General features: G+C 66.6%; 16 protein-coding genes. All 16 read left to right on the top strand.

The window, feature by feature from the left end; genetic code table 11:
- The first annotated feature begins 54 nt into the window (after positions 1–54).
- Positions 55–777 (top strand): UMP kinase, encoded by a 723-nt coding sequence (gene pyrH, locus AC1D2O_RS01100; RefSeq protein WP_478089678.1) that lies wholly within the window; start codon positions 55–57, stop codon positions 775–777.
- Positions 778–790: 13 nt separating this feature from the next.
- On the top strand, positions 791–1,357 hold the full coding sequence (gene frr, locus AC1D2O_RS01095; protein WP_442282574.1) for a ribosome recycling factor: 567 nt from the start codon (positions 791–793) through the stop codon (positions 1,355–1,357).
- A 1-nt stretch (position 1,358) separates the two neighbouring features.
- Positions 1,359–2,090, top strand: coding sequence for a polyprenyl diphosphate synthase (uppS, locus tag AC1D2O_RS01090; protein ID WP_478089677.1), 732 nt, complete (start codon positions 1,359–1,361; stop codon positions 2,088–2,090).
- Between the two features lie 4 nt (positions 2,091–2,094).
- Positions 2,095–2,940: a phosphatidate cytidylyltransferase gene (locus tag AC1D2O_RS01085; RefSeq protein WP_478155997.1), complete on the top strand. Its 846-nt coding sequence runs from the start codon at positions 2,095–2,097 to the stop codon at positions 2,938–2,940.
- The gene (gene ispC / locus AC1D2O_RS01080) at positions 2,937–4,124 is read left to right on the top strand and encodes a 1-deoxy-D-xylulose-5-phosphate reductoisomerase (protein ID WP_478089675.1); all 1,188 of its coding nucleotides are present in this window, start codon (positions 2,937–2,939) and stop codon (positions 4,122–4,124) included. Before AC1D2O_RS01085 ends, ispC begins: the two co-directional genes overlap by 4 nt.
- A gap of 24 nt (positions 4,125–4,148) precedes the next feature.
- Positions 4,149–5,519, top strand: a complete 1,371-nt coding sequence (gene rseP, locus AC1D2O_RS01075) for an RIP metalloprotease RseP (RefSeq protein ID WP_478155995.1) — start codon at positions 4,149–4,151, stop codon at positions 5,517–5,519.
- Between the two features lie 40 nt (positions 5,520–5,559).
- Complete coding sequence (gene bamA, locus AC1D2O_RS01070) at positions 5,560–7,968, top strand: outer membrane protein assembly factor BamA (protein ID WP_478155993.1); 2,409 nt, start codon at positions 5,560–5,562, stop codon at positions 7,966–7,968.
- On the top strand, positions 7,968–8,498 hold the full coding sequence (locus AC1D2O_RS01065) for an OmpH/Skp family outer membrane protein (protein ID WP_478089672.1): 531 nt from the start codon (positions 7,968–7,970) through the stop codon (positions 8,496–8,498). Before bamA ends, AC1D2O_RS01065 begins: the two co-directional genes overlap by 1 nt.
- 14 nt (positions 8,499–8,512) lie before the next feature.
- Positions 8,513–9,499 (top strand): UDP-3-O-(3-hydroxymyristoyl)glucosamine N-acyltransferase, encoded by a 987-nt coding sequence (lpxD, locus tag AC1D2O_RS01060; protein ID WP_478089671.1) that lies wholly within the window; start codon positions 8,513–8,515, stop codon positions 9,497–9,499.
- Positions 9,496–9,945: a 3-hydroxyacyl-ACP dehydratase FabZ gene (gene fabZ / locus AC1D2O_RS01055; RefSeq protein WP_478089670.1), complete on the top strand. Its 450-nt coding sequence runs from the start codon at positions 9,496–9,498 to the stop codon at positions 9,943–9,945. The genes lpxD and fabZ overlap by 4 nt, the downstream gene beginning before the upstream one ends.
- 13 nt (positions 9,946–9,958) lie before the next feature.
- Positions 9,959–10,747 carry an acyl-ACP--UDP-N-acetylglucosamine O-acyltransferase gene (gene lpxA, locus AC1D2O_RS01050; protein WP_478089669.1) on the top strand — a complete coding sequence of 263 codons (789 nt, stop codon included), beginning with the start codon at positions 9,959–9,961 and terminating at the stop codon, positions 10,745–10,747.
- A 189-nt stretch (positions 10,748–10,936) separates the two neighbouring features.
- Positions 10,937–12,058 carry a lipid-A-disaccharide synthase gene (lpxB, locus tag AC1D2O_RS01045; RefSeq protein WP_478089668.1) on the top strand — a complete coding sequence of 374 codons (1,122 nt, stop codon included), beginning with the start codon at positions 10,937–10,939 and terminating at the stop codon, positions 12,056–12,058.
- Positions 12,030–12,689, top strand: coding sequence for a ribonuclease HII (rnhB, locus tag AC1D2O_RS01040; protein ID WP_478155992.1), 660 nt, complete (start codon positions 12,030–12,032; stop codon positions 12,687–12,689). Before lpxB ends, rnhB begins: the two co-directional genes overlap by 29 nt.
- Positions 12,690–12,750: 61 nt before the next feature.
- Complete coding sequence (locus AC1D2O_RS01035) at positions 12,751–13,530, top strand: TrmH family RNA methyltransferase (RefSeq protein WP_478155990.1); 780 nt, start codon at positions 12,751–12,753, stop codon at positions 13,528–13,530.
- Positions 13,531–13,675: 145 nt separating this feature from the next.
- Entirely contained in the window at positions 13,676–14,860 is a 1,185-nt protein-coding gene (gene carA / locus AC1D2O_RS01030) for a glutamine-hydrolyzing carbamoyl-phosphate synthase small subunit (protein WP_478091079.1), read from the top strand.
- A complete protein-coding gene (gene carB, locus AC1D2O_RS01025) occupies positions 14,853–18,080 on the top strand; it encodes a carbamoyl-phosphate synthase large subunit (RefSeq protein WP_478155988.1) in 3,228 nt (1,075 codons plus the stop codon). The genes carA and carB overlap by 8 nt, the downstream gene beginning before the upstream one ends.
- Position 18,081 lies beyond the last annotated feature (1 nt).

Here is an 18,081-nt window from a genome sequence, read left to right as displayed (position 1 = left end):
CTTTTTCACAGTCACGTCTTACACTCGCCCCCGCCAACTCCAAAGGATCCATCCATGTCAGAAGCCCGCCCAGCCCACAAGCGAATCTTGTTGAAGCTGTCGGGCGAGGCGTTGATGGGCGACGATGCCTTCGGCATCAATCGCGCCACCATCGTCCGCATGGTCGGCGAGGTGGCCGAGGTCGTGAACATGGGGGTCGAGGTGGCGGTCGTCATCGGCGGCGGCAACATCTTCCGCGGCGTCGCCGGAGGGTCGGTGGGCATGGATCGTGCCACCGCCGACTACATGGGCATGCTGGCCACGGTCATGAACGCGCTGGCGCTGGCCGACGCCATGAACAAGCAGGGACTGATCGCCCGCGTGATGTCGGCCATCGCGATCGAGCAGGTGGTCGAGCCCTATGTGCGGCCGAAGGCCTTGCAGTACCTCGAAGAGGGCAAGGTCGTGATCTTCGCGGCCGGCACCGGCAACCCCTTTTTCACGACCGACACCGCCGCCGCGCTGCGCGGTGCCGAGATCGGCGCCGAACTGGTGCTCAAGGCCACCAAGGTCGACGGGGTCTACACCGCCGATCCCAAGAAGGACCCGAGCGCCACGCGCTACACCAACCTGAGCTTCGACGAAGCCATTGCACAGAACCTCGGCATCATGGACGCCACGGCTTTCGCGCTGTGCCGCGACCAGAACCTGCCGATCAAGGTGTTCTCGATCTTCAAGAACGGCGCGCTCAAGCGCGTCGTGATGGGCGAGGACGAAGGTACCCTCGTGCACGCTTGAGGAAAATGAACCCATGACCACCACCATCGCAGAAATCCGCAGCGCGACCGACGTCAAGATGAACCAGTCGCTCGCCGCCTTCCAGAACAACCTGACCAAGATCCGCACCGGCCGCGCCAATCCCGCGCTGCTGGATTCGATCCATGTCGACTACTACGGCTCGACCGTGCCGCTGTCGCAGGTGGCCAACGTGTCGCTGCTCGACTCGCGCACCATCAGCGTCCAGCCCTGGGAAAAGGGCATGGGCGCCAAGATCGAGAAGGCCATCCGCGAGAGCGACCTGGGCCTGAACCCGGCCTCGATGGGCGACCTGATCCGCGTGCCGCTGCCCGCGATGAGCGAAGAGCGCCGCAAGGAGATGACCAAGCTGGTGCGCAACGAAGGCGAGAGCGCCAAGATCGCGACCCGCAACCTGCGCCGCGACGCCAACGACGCCATCAAGAAGCTGGTCAAGGACAAACTGGCCTCGGAAGACGACCAGAAGCGCGCCGAGGCCGAGATCCAGAAGGTCACCGACCGCCACATCGGCGAGATCGATCGCTTGGTGACCGCCAAGGAAGCCGAGATCATGGCTGTTTGAGATGAAACAGGTCGCGCCAGCGGTTCCCCATCACATCGCCATCGTCATGGACGGCAACGGCCGCTGGGCGACGCGCCGCTTCCTGCCTCGCGTCGCCGGACACAAGCAGGGTGTCGAGTCGCTGCGGCGCTGCGTCAAGGCCTGCGTGGCCCGCAACGTCGCGGTGCTGACCGTGTTCGCTTTCTCGTCGGAGAACTGGAATCGTCCGGTCGAGGAAGTCTCCGGCCTGATGGACCTGATGGTCGGCGCGCTGGGCCGCGAGGTGCCCAAGCTGAGCAAGGACGGCGTGCGGCTGCACTTCGTGGGCGAACGCGGCGGACTGTCCGAGAAGATGGTTGCGGGCCTGGTCCAGGCCGAGGCGGCGACGGCGCACAACAGCCGGCTCGTGCTCAATGTCTGTTTCAACTATGGCGGCCGCTGGGACATCGCCCGTGCCGCCGCCCAACTGGCCGCGCGCGGCGAGGCCCTGACCGAGGCGAATCTCGACGCCGCCATGGCGCTCGCGCATGTGCCCGACCCGGACCTGTTCATCCGCACCGGCGGCGAGCAGCGGTTGTCCAACTTCCTGCTCTGGCAAAGCGCCTATGCCGAGCTGTACTTCAGCGATCGCCTGTGGCCCGAGTTCGACGAGGCTGCCCTGGACGATGCGATTGCCGCGTTCCAGCGCCGCGAGCGCCGTTACGGCCAGACTTCCGCGCAGGTCGTCGAGACCAGCGATCAGCGAGTCGCTTGAGCGCATGCTCAAACAACGCATCGTCACTGCGATCGTCCTGCTGGCGATCCTGCTGCCCGCGCTCTTCTATCCCTCGCATGTGCCCTTTGCCTGCGTGATGCTGGCGCTGATCGGCGCCGCTGCCTGGGAATGGGGCCGCCTCAACGACTACGGTCCGCGCATGTCGCTGTTCCTCGGTGCCGAGATGGTGCTGCTGTGCGCGTTGTCCTGGTGGCTGGGCCTGCTGCAAGGCTCGCTGCTGGGGGTCTGGATCGCTGCCAGCGCGGCCTGGGTGCTCGGCGGCGCTGCGCTGCTGCGCGTCGCGGTGCCGGGCTGGCCGCGTGTGCCCAAGGGGCTGCGCCTGGTGGGCGGCCTCCTGGCGCTGTGGGTCGCCTGGCTGGCGGCGGTGCAGGCGCGCATGGTCGGCATCAACTTCCTGCTCTCGATCCTGGTGCTGGTCTGGGTCGCCGACGTGTTCGCGTATTTCACCGGCCGCGCCTTCGGTCTCAAGTTCACGCGCAGGAAGCTCGCGCCGACCATCAGCCCCGGCAAGAGCTGGGAAGGTGTCTGGGGCGGCATGGCCGGCGTGCTGGTGCTGGCCCTGGCCTGGGTCTGGGGTGATGCGGCGGCTCAGTCCAGGGTCGCCAGCCTGTACAGCCTGCTGGTCGAGCGCGGCTGGTGGCTGCTGCTTCTCGGCGTGGTGTTCCTGGCGGCGATGAGCGTGGTCGGCGACCTGATCGAGTCATTGATCAAGCGCAGCGCGGGCGTCAAGGACAGCAGCGCCCTGTTGCCCGGCCACGGCGGTGTGCTCGACCGGATCGACGCGCTGCTGCCGACGCTGCCGATCGCCATGATGCTGGCCTTCCTATGAATACAGTCAAACAACGCGTCACGGTGCTCGGCTCGACCGGCTCCGTCGGCGTCAGCACGCTCGATGTGATCGCGCGCCATCCCGAACGCTTCGAGGTCTTCGCCCTGTCGGCGGCGACCAAGGTCGACGACATGCTTGCCCAGTGCGCGCGCTTCTCGCCGAAGTTCGCCGTGATGGCGAGCGCGCCGCACGCCGCGCTGCTGGCCGAGAAGCTGGCGCAGAACGGCTTGCCCACGCGCGTCCTGAGCGGCGACGGCGCACTCGAGGACATCGCCTCGCACGAGGAAACCGATGCCGTGATGGCGGCCATCGTCGGCGCCGCCGGGCTCGGCCCCTGCCTCGCGGCAGCCCGTGCCGGCAAGCGCCTGATGCTCGCCAACAAGGAGGCGCTGGTGGTCGGCGCCGAGCTCTTCATGCGCACGGTGCACGAGGGTGGGGCGACGCTGCTGCCGATCGACAGCGAGCATTCGGCGATCTTCCAGTGCCTGCCGGAGGACCGGAGCACCTGGCCCGCGCGGGTCGACCACGTGCTGCTGACGGCGTCGGGCGGGCCGTTCCGTCTGCGCGATCCGCGGACGTTGGCCGAAATCACGCCCGATCAGGCCTGCGCGCATCCGAATTTTTCCATGGGGCGCAAGATCTCGGTCGATTCGGCCACCATGATGAACAAGGCGCTCGAGGTCATCGAGGCCCGATGGCTGTTCGACCTGACGCCCGATCAGGTCAAGGTGGTCATCCACCCGCAGCAGATCATCCATTCGATGGTGCAGTTCCGGGATTCGTCGGTGATCGCGCAGCTCGGCACGCCGGACATGCGGGTCCCGATCGCTTCCGGGCTGGCCTGGCCGGAGCGCATCGAGAGCGGTGCCGGCAGGCTGGATTTCGCCTCGCTGGCGGCGCTCACCTTCGAAGCCGCCGACGAAGTGCGATTCCCGGGGCTGCATCTCGCATGGCAGGCGCTTCGCGCGGCGCCCGGCACCACCGCGGTTCTGAACGCAGCCAATGAAGTGGCGGTCGAGGCTTTTCTCGCGCGGCGGCTGCGCTTCGATCGCATTCATGCGGTCAATCTGGCAACTTTGGAGCAGGTACGGCCCTCCAACCCTTCGTCGCTTGCGGATCTGCTGGCCCTGGACGCCGGCGCCCGTGCCGCGGCCCGTGCCGCAGCGCTTCGTTTCGCGGTCTGACCTTCACAACCCCCGAGGAAATCGATGCTCACAGTCGTTGCCTTCATCGTTGCACTCGGCTTGTTGATCGCGGTGCACGAGTACGGCCACTACCGGGTCGCGGTCGCCTGCGGGGTCAAGGTGCTGCGCTTCTCGGTCGGCTTCGGCAAGACGCTCTATCGCTGGAGCCCCAAGCGCCAGCATCCGGGCCAGAACACGGAATTCGTGATCGGTGCCTTCCCGCTGGGCGGCTACGTGAAGATGCTCGACGAGCGCGAAGGTCCGGTGCCGCCCGAAGATCGCCACCGCGCCTTCAATACCCAGCCGTTGCGCTCGCGCGCCGCGATCGTTGCGGCCGGGCCGATCGCCAACCTGCTGCTGGCGGTCGTGCTCTACACCCTGGTCAACTGGATCGGCGTCCAGGAGCCGGTGGCGACGCTGGCCCGGCCGGTGGCCGCATCGCTCGCCGAGCACGCGGGGCTGCAGGGCGGCGAACACATCACGCGGGCCGGCTTCGACGGTGAACTCGAAGCCGTGCAGTCCTTCGAGGACCTGCGCTGGCGCATGACGCGCGGCGCGCTCGATGGCCGCGATCTCACGCTGGAGATCGCGGGCGAGGGCGGCCGGCCGGCGCGCGAACTGGTGCTGCCGCTGAGCCGCATCGAAGCCAAGGACGCGGATGCGCAGATGTTCCGCAAGATCGGTGTCATCACGCCGATGACCCGTCCCGAAATCGGCGAGGTGGTTCCGGGCGGCGCCGCTGAACGCGCCGGCCTGCGCCATGGCGACTTGGTGCGTGCGGTGGGCACGACCCCGATCGTCGATGGCCAGCAGTTGCGCGAGACGATCCGCGCCTCGATCGATGGCGGCCAACCGCGCATGCAGGCCTGGCAGGTCGAACGGGACGGACAGGCGCTGCGGATCGAGGTCACGCCCGAGGTTCGCGAGGAAGCGACCGGCAAGGTGGGCCGCATCGGCGCCTATGTCGGCGCGCCGCCTGAGATGGTGCTGGTGCGGCAGGGCGTGGTCGACGGCTTCTGGCGCGGTGTGGTCCGCACCTGGGAGGTGTCGGCGCTCACGGTGCGCATGATGGGCAAGATGCTGATCGGCGAGGCCTCGCTCAAGAACCTCAGCGGACCGCTCACGATCGCCGACTACGCCGGCAAATCCGCCAGTCTCGGGCTGACCCAGTACCTGGTGTTCCTGGCGCTGATCAGCGTGAGCCTCGGCGTGCTGAACCTCATGCCGCTGCCGGTCCTCGATGGGGGACACCTGATGTATTATCTTTGGGAGGGCCTGACCGGCAAGAGCGTTTCCGACGCCTGGATGGAAAGGTTTCAGCGCGGCGGTGTCGCGCTGCTGCTGGTCATGATGTCGATCGCACTCTTCAACGACGTCACGCGGCTCTTTGGTTAACTTTTCTGCCAGCCCTTTCCGGCTCTGGCTCAATTCACAGATGAACACAACATTCAGTCGCTTTCGCTTGCGCAGCGTTGCCGCGGTAGTGGCCAGCGCGCTGGCGGCCACGGCAGCCTGGGCGGTCGAGCCTTTCACCGTTCGCGACATCCGTGTCGAGGGCCTGCAGCGCGTCGAGCCGGGGACCATCTTCGCCTCGATGCCGCTGCGCGTGGGCGACACCTACAGCGACGAGCGCGGATCGGCAGCGATCCGGGCGCTGTTCGATCTGGGCCTGTTCAAGGACGTGCGCATCGACGTCAACGGCAACGTGCTGGTGGTGATCGTCGAGGAGCGGCCGACCATTGCCGACGTCGACTTCGTCGGCACCAAGGAATTCGACAAGGCGGCCCTCCAGAAGGCGCTGCGCGAAGTCGGCCTGGCCGACGGACGCCCCTACGACAAGGCGCTGGCCGACCGCGCGGAGCAGGAACTCAAGCGCCAGTACGTGAGCCGCAGCCTCTACAACGCGCAAGTGGTGACCACGGTCACGCCGATCGAGCGCAATCGCGTCAACCTGACCTTCACCGTGACCGAAGGCGAATCGGCCCGCATTCGCGAAGTGCACATCGCCGGCAACAAGGACTTCAGCGAATCGACCCTGTTGAGTCTGTTCGACCAGGACAGCGGCGGCTGGCTCAGCTGGTACACCAAGTCCAACCAATACTCGCGCGCCAAGCTCAACGCCGACCTCGAGACCCTGCGCTCGTACTACCTCACGCGCGGCTATCTCGAATTCCGCATCGACTCGACGCAGGTCGCGATCTCGCCGGACCGGCAGGATCTGTCGGTCACGGTCAACATCAGCGAAGGCGAAAAGTTCGTGGTCTCCGGCGTCAAGCTCGAAGGCAACTACCTGGGCCGCGAGGAAGAGTTCAAGACGCTCGTCGCGATCAAGCCCGGCGAGCCCTACAACGCCGAGCAGCTTGCCCAGACGACCAAGGCCTTCTCCGACTATTTCGGCTCCTTCGGCTATGCCTTCGCGCGCGTGAAAGCCACGCCCGAGATCGACCGCACCACCAACCGGGTGGCGTTGACGCTGGAGGCCGAACCCGACCGCCGGGTCTATGTGCGACGTGTCGCCATCGGCGGCAACAACCGCACGCGCGACGAAGTGATCCGGCGCGAGTTCCGCCAGTACGAGGCTTCCTGGTACGACGGCGACAAGATCAAGCTGTCGCGCGACCGCGTCGACCGCCTCGGCTTCTTCACCGAAGTCACGGTCGACACGCAGGAAGTGCCGGGCGTGCCCGACCAGGTCGACCTGACGATCGCGGTGACCGAGAAGCCGACCGGCTCGCTGCAGTTGGGCGCCGGCTTCTCCAGCGCGGACAAGGTCAGCCTGACCTTCGGTATTTCGCAGGAAAACGTGTTCGGCTCGGGCAACTACCTGGGCGTGCAGGTCAACACCAGCAAGTACAACCGTACGCTGTCTCTGATCACCACCGACCCCTACTTCACCAAGGAAGGGATCTCGCGCAGCTTCAGCCTGTATACGACCACCACCCAGCCGTACTACAGCAACATCGACGGCAACTACAAGCTGACCAACGAAGGCGCGACCCTCCGGTTCGGCGTGCCCTTCAGCGAACGCGACACGGTCTTCTTCGGGGCTGGCCTCGAACGCTACGGCTTCGACCCGGGTTCTTCGCTCGCGGGCTATACGCCCAGCTCCTATCAGCGCTACTTCGGCTGCGTGACGAGCAGTGGCGGGGCCCTCCTGTACTGCGGCAACGCCTCGGTCTGGGGCATTCCGCTGACCATCGGCTGGGCCCGTGACAACCGCGACAGTGCATTGGTCCCGACCAGCGGCGTCCTGCAGCGCGCCAACCTCGAGGTCGGCGTCGGTGGCGACATGAAGTACTACAAGACCAGCTACCAGTACCAGCAGTACTTCCCGCTCAACAAGCAGTACACCTTCGCGATCAACGGCGATGTGGGCTATGCCGGGGCCTACGGTGGCCAGGTATACCCGATCTTCAAGAATTTCTATGCCGGTGGCCTGGGCTCGGTTCGCGGCTTCGAGCAGAACTCGCTCGGCCCGCGCGACGTTCCGTTGATCGGCCAGACCGAAGGCGCCGCACTCGGCGGTATCAAGAAGGCGATCTTCAATGCCGAACTGAGCACCCCGTTCCCGGGTGCCGGCAATGACCGCACGCTGCGCCTCTACACCTTCCTCGACGTCGGCAACGTGTTCGGCGACCGCACCCCATGGTCGACCGATGCGCAGTGGGATTCGATCAAGAAGCTGCGCRCATCCGTCGGCCTGGGCATCAGCTGGATCTCGCCGCTGGGTCCGCTGCGCCTGGCCTACGCCTTCCCGGTCGTGTACCAGAAGGAAGATATCGCCCAGCAAATCCCGGAGGATAGAATCCAACGCCTGCAATTCCAGATCGGAACCACCTTCTAATGACTCCATTGTTCCGTGCCGCCTGTGCGCTGCTCGTTCCCGCTTTCATGGCCGTGGCAATGCCCGCCCATGCGCAGGAAACGTTCCGCATCGGTTTCGTCAATCCTGACCGGGTGCTGCGCGAAGCGCTGCCGGCGAAAGCTGCCCAGGCCAAGCTGGAGGCCGAGTTCCTCAAGCGGGAGAAGGATCTGACGGCACAGGGCGCAGCGCTGAAGGCGGCGTCCGAGCAGTTCGAGCGGGAGGCACCGACGCTGTCCGAAAGCCAGCGCGTGATGCGCCAGCGGGCCTTGGTCGACCAGGATCGCGACTTCCAGCGTCGCCGTCGCGAATTTCAGGAAGATCTGAACGCACGGAAGAACGAGGAACTGCAGCAGGTTTACGAGCGCGCCAACCGCGTGGTCAAGCAGGTGGCCGAGGCTGAAAAGTACGACGCGATCCTCCAGGAAGCGATCTACATCAACCCCAAGCACGACATCACCGAAAAGGTGATCAAGGCGCTCAATGCGTCGACCTCGGCCGGCGGCAAGTAGCGCCGTCAATCGGCGTGGCACTGCGACTAGGCGCAATCGTTGAAGCTCTCGGAGGCGAACTCCAGGGCGATGCCGGGCTTTCGATCGAGCGGCTGGCGCCGCTGGCGACAGGGCAGGCCGACGCGATCGCGTTCCTGAGCAATCCCAGGTACCAGAAGGAACTGGCGGCGTCCCGCGCCGGCTGCGTGATCGTTGCACCGTCCATGCGCGAAGCGGCGGCCGCGCGCGGCGCCTTCATCGAGACGCCCGATCCCTACCTGTACTTCGCGCGACTCACCCAGCTCTGGAAGAAGTCCCATGCCAGGCCCGAGGCGCAGCGCATCCACCCCAGCGCGGTGATCGATCCGCAAGCGTCGATCGACCCCAGCGCGCGCATCGGCGCGTTGTGCGTGGTCGAGCGCGGCGCCCGCATCGGTGCCGACACGGTGCTCAAGTCGAACGTGACCGTCAGCGAAGACTGCGTGATCGGTGCGCGCTGCCTGCTGCATCCGGGTGTCGTCATCGGCGCCGACGGCTTCGGACTGGCGCCGCACGAGGGCGCCTGGGTGAAGATCGAGCAGCTCGGCGCGGTGCGCATCGGCGACGACGTCGAGATCGGCGCCAACACCTGCATCGATCGCGGGGCGCTCGAAGACACGGTGATCGAAGACGGCGTCAAGCTCGACAACCTGATCCAGATCGGCCACAACGTGCGCATCGGCCGCCACACGGCGATGGCGGGCTGCGCCGCGGTCGCCGGCAGCGCCACCATCGGCGCCCACTGCACGATCGGCGGCCGGGCCGGAGTGCTCGGCCACCTGACGATCGCCGACCACGTGCACATCTCGTCGACCTCGCTGGTGACGCGATCGATTCTCAAGCCCGGCCACTACACCGGCGTGTTTCCCATCGACGACAATGCCGCCTGGGAAAAGAACGCCGCCACACTCAAGCAATTGCACAGTCTGCGGGACCGGCTGAAGGCCCTGGAAAAAATGACGAAGCAGGACCCCAAACCATGACGACGACGATCGATATTCACGAAATCCTCAAGCTGCTTCCGCACCGATACCCGTTCCTGCTGGTGGACCGCGTGCTCGACATGGAGAAGGGCAAGCGCATCACGGCACTCAAGAACGTGACCATGAACGAGCCGTTCTTCAATGGCCACTTTCCGCATCGCCCGGTGATGCCCGGCGTGCTGATGCTGGAGGCGATGGCGCAGGCCGCGGCCCTGCTGTCGTTCCGCTCGCTCGACATCGTTCCCGACGACAACACCATCTACTACTTCGCGGCGATCGACGGTGCGCGCTTCAAGCGGCCGGTCGAACCCGGCGACCAGCTCATCCTCGAAGTCGAGATCGAACGCATGAAGGCCGGTATTTCCAAGTTCAAGGGCCGCGCCATGGTCGGCACCGAACTGGCTTGCGAAGCCACCCTGATGTGCGCGATGCGCCAGATCAACTGAACCTGCGCTCGGCATGACCCTGATTCATTCGACGGCCATCGTCGACCCCAAGGCCGAGCTCGACCCCACGGTCAGCGTCGGCCCCTATGCCGTCATCGGTGCGCAGGTGCGGATCGGTGCCGGCACCACGGTCGGCGCCCACTGCGTGATCGAAGGCCGGACCACGCTCGGGCGCGACAACCGTGTGTTCCAGTTCGCCTCGCTCGGCGCGGAGCCGCAGGACAAGAAGTACGCGGGCGAGCCGACCCAGCTGGAGATCGGCGACCGCAACACGATCCGCGAATTCTGCACCTTCAACCTCGGCACTGTGCAGGACATCGGCACCACCCGCATCGGTGACGACAACTGGATCATGGCCTACGTGCACATCGCGCACGATTGCCAGCTCGGCAACCAGATCACGATGGCCAACAACGCGACGCTCGCCGGACACGTGCAGGTGGGCGACTGGGCCACCATCGGCGGCCTGACCGGCGTGCTGCAGCGCATGCGCATCGGCTCCCATGCGATGGTCGGCTTCGCCAGCCACGTCGGCAAGGACATCCCGCCTTTCATGGTGGTGGACGGCAATCCGCTGGCGGTGCGCGGCGTCAACCTGGTCGGGCTGCGCCGGCGCGAATTCTCGAATGCGCGCATCGCGGCCGTCCGCGAGATGCACAAGCTGATCTATCGCCAGGGCAAGACGCTCGACGAGGCGCGGACCGCGATCACCGCGCTGGCCGCGGACACACCCGAAGCCGCGGCGGATGCGGCGCTGATGGACGCCTTCCTCGGAAGCTCGGCCAGCGGCATCGCCCGCTGACCGCATCGATGACGGCACACAATTCAGTTTTTCCCCATGCTGCCGCCTGACCCGCGGCGCATGGAACCGGCGCCGCCAGATGCCAGGGATACCGCGGAACCGGCTTCGCCGGGCCGCTGGTATCGCCCCCTTGAGGGGGAGGCGCCTCAGGCGCATCGGGGGAGTTCCATTTCAGCGCGCCGTTTCGCGATGGTCGCGGGCGAGGCCTCGGGAGACCTGCTGGCGGGCCTGATGCTCGATGGACTGCAGGACCGCTGGCCGGCGATGCAGGCGGCCGGCATCGGCGGCCCGCAGATGCTGGCGCGCGGCTTCGAGACCTGGTGGCCCCAGGAAAAGCTGGCGGTGAGCGGCTATGTCGAAGTGCTGCGGCACTATGCCGAGATCGCCGGCATCCGACGCCAGTTGCGCGCCCGGCTGCTGCGCGAGTCGCCAGAAATCTTCATCGGCGTCGATGCGCCGGATTTCAATCTCGACCTGGAAGCCGGCCTGCGCGCGCGCGGCATCAAGACAGCGCATTTCGTCTGCCCCTCGATCTGGGCCTGGCGGCCGGAGCGGGTCGTGAAGCTGCGCGCCGCCGCCGATCACGTGCTGTGCATCTTTCCGTTCGAGCCTGCCTTGCTCGAGAAACACGGCATTGCCGCGACGTATGTCGGCCATCCGCTGGCCAAGGTGATCCCGATGACGCCCGACCGCGACGCCGCGCGCACGGCGCTCGGGCTGGACCCTCAGGCCCAGGTGGTCGCGATCCTGCCCGGCAGCCGGCGCTCGGAGCTGCGCCATCTGGCGGCCTTGTTCTTCGCGGCCGCGTCGCTGATGCTGAAATCCCGGCCCGGGCTGAGCTTCATCTGCCCGGTGCTGCCGAACCTCCGGGCCGAGATGGAACAAGTGCTGCAGGCGAGCGGCCTGGCGGGCCGGGTGACGTTGCTCGACGGCCGCTCCCACACGGCGCTGGCGGCTTGCGACGTCACGCTGATCGCCAGCGGAACCGCCACGCTGGAGGCGGCGCTCTTCAAGCGCCCGATGGTGATCTCCTACCGCGTGAACCCGCTGACCTGGCGCCTGGTCATGAAACGCAAGCAATTGCAGCCCTGGGTCGGCCTGCCCAACATCCTGAGCGGCGAGTTCGCGGTGCCCGAGGTGCTTCAGGATGCCGCGACGCCGCAGGCGCTGGCCGACGCAACGCTGGCCTGGCTCGCTTCGCCGGACAAGGTTCACGCCTTGCAACAACGTTTTTGCGCGATGCACGCAGAATTGCTGCGCGATACGCCGACACTGTGCGCCGATGCAATCCAGAAAGTTCTTGAAGGCTGAGCAGGCCCGGCTGGTCTGGGACGGTCCCGGGCTGCTGGCGGGCGTCGACGAAGCGGGCCGCGGTCCGCTGGCCGGCCCGGTGGTGGCCGCGGCCGTGATCCTCGACGACCAGCGGCCGATCCGCGGCCTGGCCGATTCGAAGACGCTGACCGCGCTGCAGCGCGAGCGCCTCCATGACCAGATCCTGGCCAAGGCCCTGTGCTGCTCGGTCGCGCAGGCCAGCGTCGAGGAGATCGACACCCACAACATCCTGCAGGCGACCATGCTGGCGATGCGGCGCGCGGTCGAGGGCCTGCGGCTGAAGCCGGTCAAGGTGCTGGTCGACGGCAACCGGCTGCCCACACTCAGCGTGCTGGCCGAAGCGATCGTCAAGGGCGACGCCCGGGTCAAGGCGATCTCGGCCGCCTCGATCCTGGCCAAGGTGCACCGCGACCGGCTCTGCGAAGGCCTGCACGCCGAGTTTCCGCAGTACGGGTTTGCCGGCCACAAGGGCTATGGCACGCCCGAGCATCTCGAGGCGCTGCTGCGCCATGGCGCCTGCGTGCACCACCGCCGGTCCTTCAGCCCGGTCGCCGCGGCGCTGGCGCGGGCGGCCGATCCAGCGTCCGGCCTGAGCGGGAGCCCCGCGTGAGCGCCGCGCCGCGCCGCCCCAGGCAAGCTCGCACCGCAGTGCGAAGCACGAAGGTTTCCAAATGAGCGTTGACGACGTCAGCCACGTCACTTCGAGGGACAACCCGCTCCTCAAGGAACTGCGCAAGCTCGCCCACGACCCGGGCGCCTACCGCAAGAACGGCCGCGTCTGGCTCGAAGGCGACCACCTGTGCCGCGCCGCGCGCGAGCGCGGCGTGCGGCCGGCGGTCGCGGTGTTCGCCGAATCGTTCTGGCCGGCGGTGCGCCACGAATGGGCTGGCGCGGCCGCCAAGACCGTGGTGCTGGCCGACGCGCTGCTGGCCGGGGTCAGCGGCCTCGAATCGCCGGCACCGATGGGCTTCGTGCTCGACCTGCCGGCCCGGCCCGCGGTCGAAGCGATGGCTCCGACCGTGGTGCTCGACCGCCTGCAGGACGCCGGCAATGTCGGCTCGATCCTGCGCAGCGCCGCGGCCTTCGGCTTTGTCCAGGTGGTCGCGCTCAAGGGCACGGCGGCGCTGTGGGCGCCCAAGGTGCTGCGCGCCGGCATGGGGGCCCACTTCGGCCTGCGGCTGATCGAAGGCGTCGAAATCGACGCCCTGGACGCGCTCGCGGTGCCCTGGATCGCCACCAGCTCGCACCGCGGCGACTGGCTGCATCGCACCCGGCTGCCGTTTCCCTGCGCCTGGCTGATGGGGCACGAAGGGCAGGGCGTCTGCGCCGAACTGGAGGCCAAGGCGTCGCGCCATGTGCGCATTGCGCAGCCGGGCGGCGAGGAATCCCTCAACGTAGCCGCTGCGGCGGCGATCTGCTTGTATGCAAGTGCTGCCGGAGCCGATTCCTAAGCCGGTCCCAGGTATAATCAAGGGCTTTCCCGCTCACACCCCGCCCTCAGCGCACGCAAGCCAACTCCTCGACGAAAGTCGCAGCCCACAGTCACGATTTGGACGACTTGGGTTCGCTTTGGGCGTCATCCATCCGGAGATCCCAGTGCTTTTGTCTCTCAAGGGAAAATTCCCGCCCGCCATCCTGGCGCTTGCAGACGGCACGGTCTTTCTCGGCAACTCGATCGGCGCCACCGGCGTCACGACCGGCGAAGTGGTGTTCAACACCGCCATGACCGGTTACCAGGAAATCCTGACCGACCCGAGCTATTGCCAGCAGATCGTGACCCTCACGTACCCGCATATCGGCAACTATGGCGTCAACGAGGAAGACATCGAGGCCGACAAGATCCATGCCGCCGGCCTGATCATCAAGGACCTGCCGCTGGTCGCGTCCAACTTCCGCCAGACTGCCACGCTGACGGAATACCTCGTGCGCGGCAACACGGTCGCCATTGCCGACATCGACACCCGCAAGCTCACCCGCCATCTGCGCACGAATGGCGCCCAGAACGGCTGCATCCTCGGCCTCGCCGAAGGTGAAGCCGTCAGCCAGGCGCTGATCGACAAGGCCGTGGCCGCCGCCAAGGCCGCGCCCAGCATGGCCGGCCTCGACCTCGCCCGCGTGGTGTCGGTCAAGGAAACCTACGAGTGGACCCAGACCGAGTGGAAGCTGGGTTCGGGCTACGGCGTCCAGATCACGCCCAAGTTCCACGTTGTCGCCTTCGACTACGGCGTCAAGAAGAACATTTTGCGCATGATCGCCCAGCGCGGCGCGCGCATCACGGTGGTGCCGGCGCAGACGCCGGCGGCCGACGTGCTCAAGCTGCGCCCGGACGGCATCTTCCTGGCCAACGGCCCGGGGGACCCGGAGCCCTGCGACTACGCGATCTCGGCGGTGAAGGAACTGATCGAGACCGGCATCCCGACCTTCGGCATCTGCCTGGGCCACCAGATCATGGCGCTGGCGTCCGGCGCCAAGACCTTCAAGATGAAGTTCGGCCACCACGGCGCCAACCATCCCGTGAAGGACCTGGACAACGGCCGCGTCAGCATCACGAGCCAGAACCACGGCTTCGCGGTCGACGAGAAGAGCCTGCCGGCCAACCTGCGCCCGACCCACATCAGCCTGTTCGACAACACGCTGCAGGGCCTGGCCCGCACCGATAAGCCCGCGTTCTGCTTCCAGGGCCACCCCGAGGCCTCGCCCGGCCCGCATGACATCGGCTACCTGTTCGACCGCTTCACGGCACTCATGCAAAGTCACAAAGAAGGACAGAAGAATGCCTAAGCGCACAGATCTGAAGAGCATCCTCATCATTGGCGCCGGCCCGATCATCATCGGCCAGGCCTGCGAGTTCGACTACTCCGGCGTGCAGGCCTGCAAGGCGCTGCGCGAGGAGGGCTACAAGGTCATCCTGATCAACAGCAACCCGGCGACGATCATGACCGACCCGGCCACGGCCGACGTCATCTACATCGAGCCGATCACCTGGCAGACGGTCGAGAAGATCATCGTCAAGGAGCGTCCCGACGCGATCCTGCCGACCATGGGCGGCCAGACCGCGCTGAATTGCGCCCTGGACCTCTGGCGCAACGGCGTGCTCGACAAGTACAAGGTCGAGCTGATCGGCGCCACGCCCGAGGCTATCGACAAGGCCGAGGACCGCCTGAAGTTCAAGGACGCGATGACCAAGATCGGCCTCGGCTCGGCGCGCTCGGGCATCGCCCATTCGCTCGACGAGGCCTGGGCCGTGCAGAAGACGGTCGGCTTCCCCGTCGTGATCCGCCCGAGCTTCACGCTCGGCGGCACCGGCGGCGGCATCGCCTACAACCCGGAAGAGTTCGAGACCATCTGCAAGCGCGGCCTGGAAGCCTCGCCGACCAACGAACTGCTGATCGAAGAGTCGCTGCTCGGCTGGAAAGAGTACGAGATGGAGGTCGTGCGCGACAAGGCCGACAACTGCATCATCGTCTGCTCGATCGAGAACCTCGACCCGATGGGCGTGCACACCGGCGACTCGATCACGGTGGCGCCCGCGCAGACCCTGTCCGACAAGGAATACCAGATCCTGCGCAACGCCTCGCTGGCCGTGCTGCGCGAGATCGGCGTCGACACGGGCGGCTCGAACGTCCAGTTCTCGATCAATCCGAAGGACGGCCGGATGGTCGTGATCGAGATGAACCCGCGCGTCTCGCGCTCCTCGGCGCTGGCCTCCAAGGCCACCGGCTTCCCGATCGCCAAGGTCGCGGCCAAGCTGGCGGTCGGCTACACGCTCGACGAACTGCGCAACGAGATCACGGGCGGCGCCACGCCCGCGAGCTTCGAGCCCAGCATCGACTACGTGGTCACCAAGATCCCGCGCTTCGCGTTCGAGAAATTCCCGCAGGCCGACTCGCGCCTGACGACGCAGATGAAGTCGGTCGGCGAGGTGATGGCCATGGGCCGTACCTTCCAGGAGTCGTTCCAGAAGGCCCTGCGCGGGCTCGAAGTCGGCGTCGACGGCCTCAACGAGAAGACGCAGGACCGCGAAGTGCTCGAGAAGGAACTCGGCGAGCCCGGTCCCGACCGCATCTGGTACGTCGGCGATGCCTTCGCGATGGGCCTGAGCGTCGACGAAGTCTTCGCGCTGACCAAGATCGATCCGTGGTTCCTGGTGCAGATCGAGGAGATCGTGAAGATCGAGCTCGAACTGGAAACCAAGTCGCTCGACGAGATCGACAAGGCCACGCTGCTGGCGCTGAAGAAGAAGGGCTTCTCCGACCGCCGCCTGGCGCGCCAGCTCAAGACCACCGACACCGCGATCCGCGAGAAGCGCCGCGCCCTGGGCGTGCGCCCGGTCTACAAGCGGGTCGATACCTGCGCGGCCGAATTCGCCACCAACACCGCCTACATGTACTCGACCTACGAGGACGAGTGCGAGGCCGCGCCGACCACCAACAAGAAGATCATGGTGCTCGGCGGCGGACCGAACCGCATCGGCCAGGGCATCGAGTTCGACTACTGCTGCGTGCATGCCGCGCTCGCGATGCGCGAGGACGGCTACGAGACCATCATGGTCAACTGCAACCCCGAGACCGTGTCGACCGACTACGACACCAGCGACCGCCTGTACTTCGAGCCGCTGACGCTCGAGGACGTGCTCGAGATCGTCGACAAGGAAAAGCCGACCGGCGTGATCGTGCAATACGGCGGCCAGACGCCGCTCAAGCTCGCGCTCGATCTCGAAGCCAACGGCGTGCCGATCATCGGCACCAGCCCCGACATGATCGACGCCGCCGAGGACCGCGAGCGCTTCCAGAAGCTGCTGCACGAGCTCGGCCTGCGCCAACCGCCGAACGCCACCGCGCGCACCGAGCCGGAGGCCCTCGAGAAGGCGGCCGCGCTGGGCTATCCGCTGGTGGTGCGCCCGAGCTACGTGCTCGGCGGCCGTGCGATGGAGATCGTCCACGAGCAGCGCGACCTCGAGCGCTACATGCGCGAGGCGGTCAAGGTCAGCAACGATTCGCCGGTGCTGCTGGACCGCTTCCTCAACGACGCGGTCGAATGCGATGTCGACTGCCTGCGCGATGCCGAGGGCACGACCCTGATCGGCGGCGTGATGGAGCACATCGAGCAGGCCGGCGTGCATTCGGGCGACTCGGCCTGTTCGCTGCCGCCCTACAGCCTGAAGGCCGAGACCGTGGCCGAACTCAAGCGCCAGAGCGCCGCGATGGCCAAGGCGCTGAACGTGGTCGGTCTCATGAACGTCCAGTTCGCGATCCAGGAGAAGGACGGCAAGGACGTGATCTACGTGCTCGAGGTCAACCCGCGCGCGTCGCGCACCGTGCCCTATGTGAGCAAGGCGACCGGCATCCAGCTGGCCAAGGTCGCGGCGCGCTGCATGGCCGGCCAGTCGCTGAAGTCGCAAGGTGTGACGAAGGAAGTCACGCCGCCGTACTTCAGCGTCAAGGAGGCCGTGTTCCCGTTCGTCAAGTTCCCGGGCGTGGACACCATCCTCGGCCCCGAGATGAAGTCCACCGGCGAGGTGATGGGCGTGGGCAAGACCTTCGGCGAAGCCTTCGTGAAGTCGCAGATCGGCGCCGGCACCATCCTGCCCAAGTCGGGCAAGGTGTTCATCTCGGTCAAGAACAACGACAAGGCGCGCGCGGTCGAGGTCGCGCGCGGGCTCGCGAAGCTGGGCTTCGTGCTGATCGCGACCAAGGGCACGGCCGCGGCGATCGGTGCCGCCGGCATCGCCTGCACGGTGGTCAACAAGGTCACCGAGGGTCGTCCGCACATCGTCGACATGATCAAGAACAACGAGATCGCGCTGGTCATCAACACGGTCGAGGAGCGCCGCAATGCGATCGCCGACTCGCGCCAGATCCGGACCTCGGCGCTGCTGGCCCGCGTGACCACCTTCACGACGATCTTTGGGGCGGAAGCGGCGGTCGAAGGCATGCAGCACATGGACGAGCTCGGTGTCATCTCCATCCAGGAAATGCACGAGCAACTGGCGAACGCCTGAG

It is taken from the genome of Variovorax sp. P1_G12 (genome assembly GCF_056405555.1).
The sequence above is the reverse complement of the archived record's forward strand: the minus strand, read 5'-3'. Positions and strand labels throughout refer to the sequence as shown.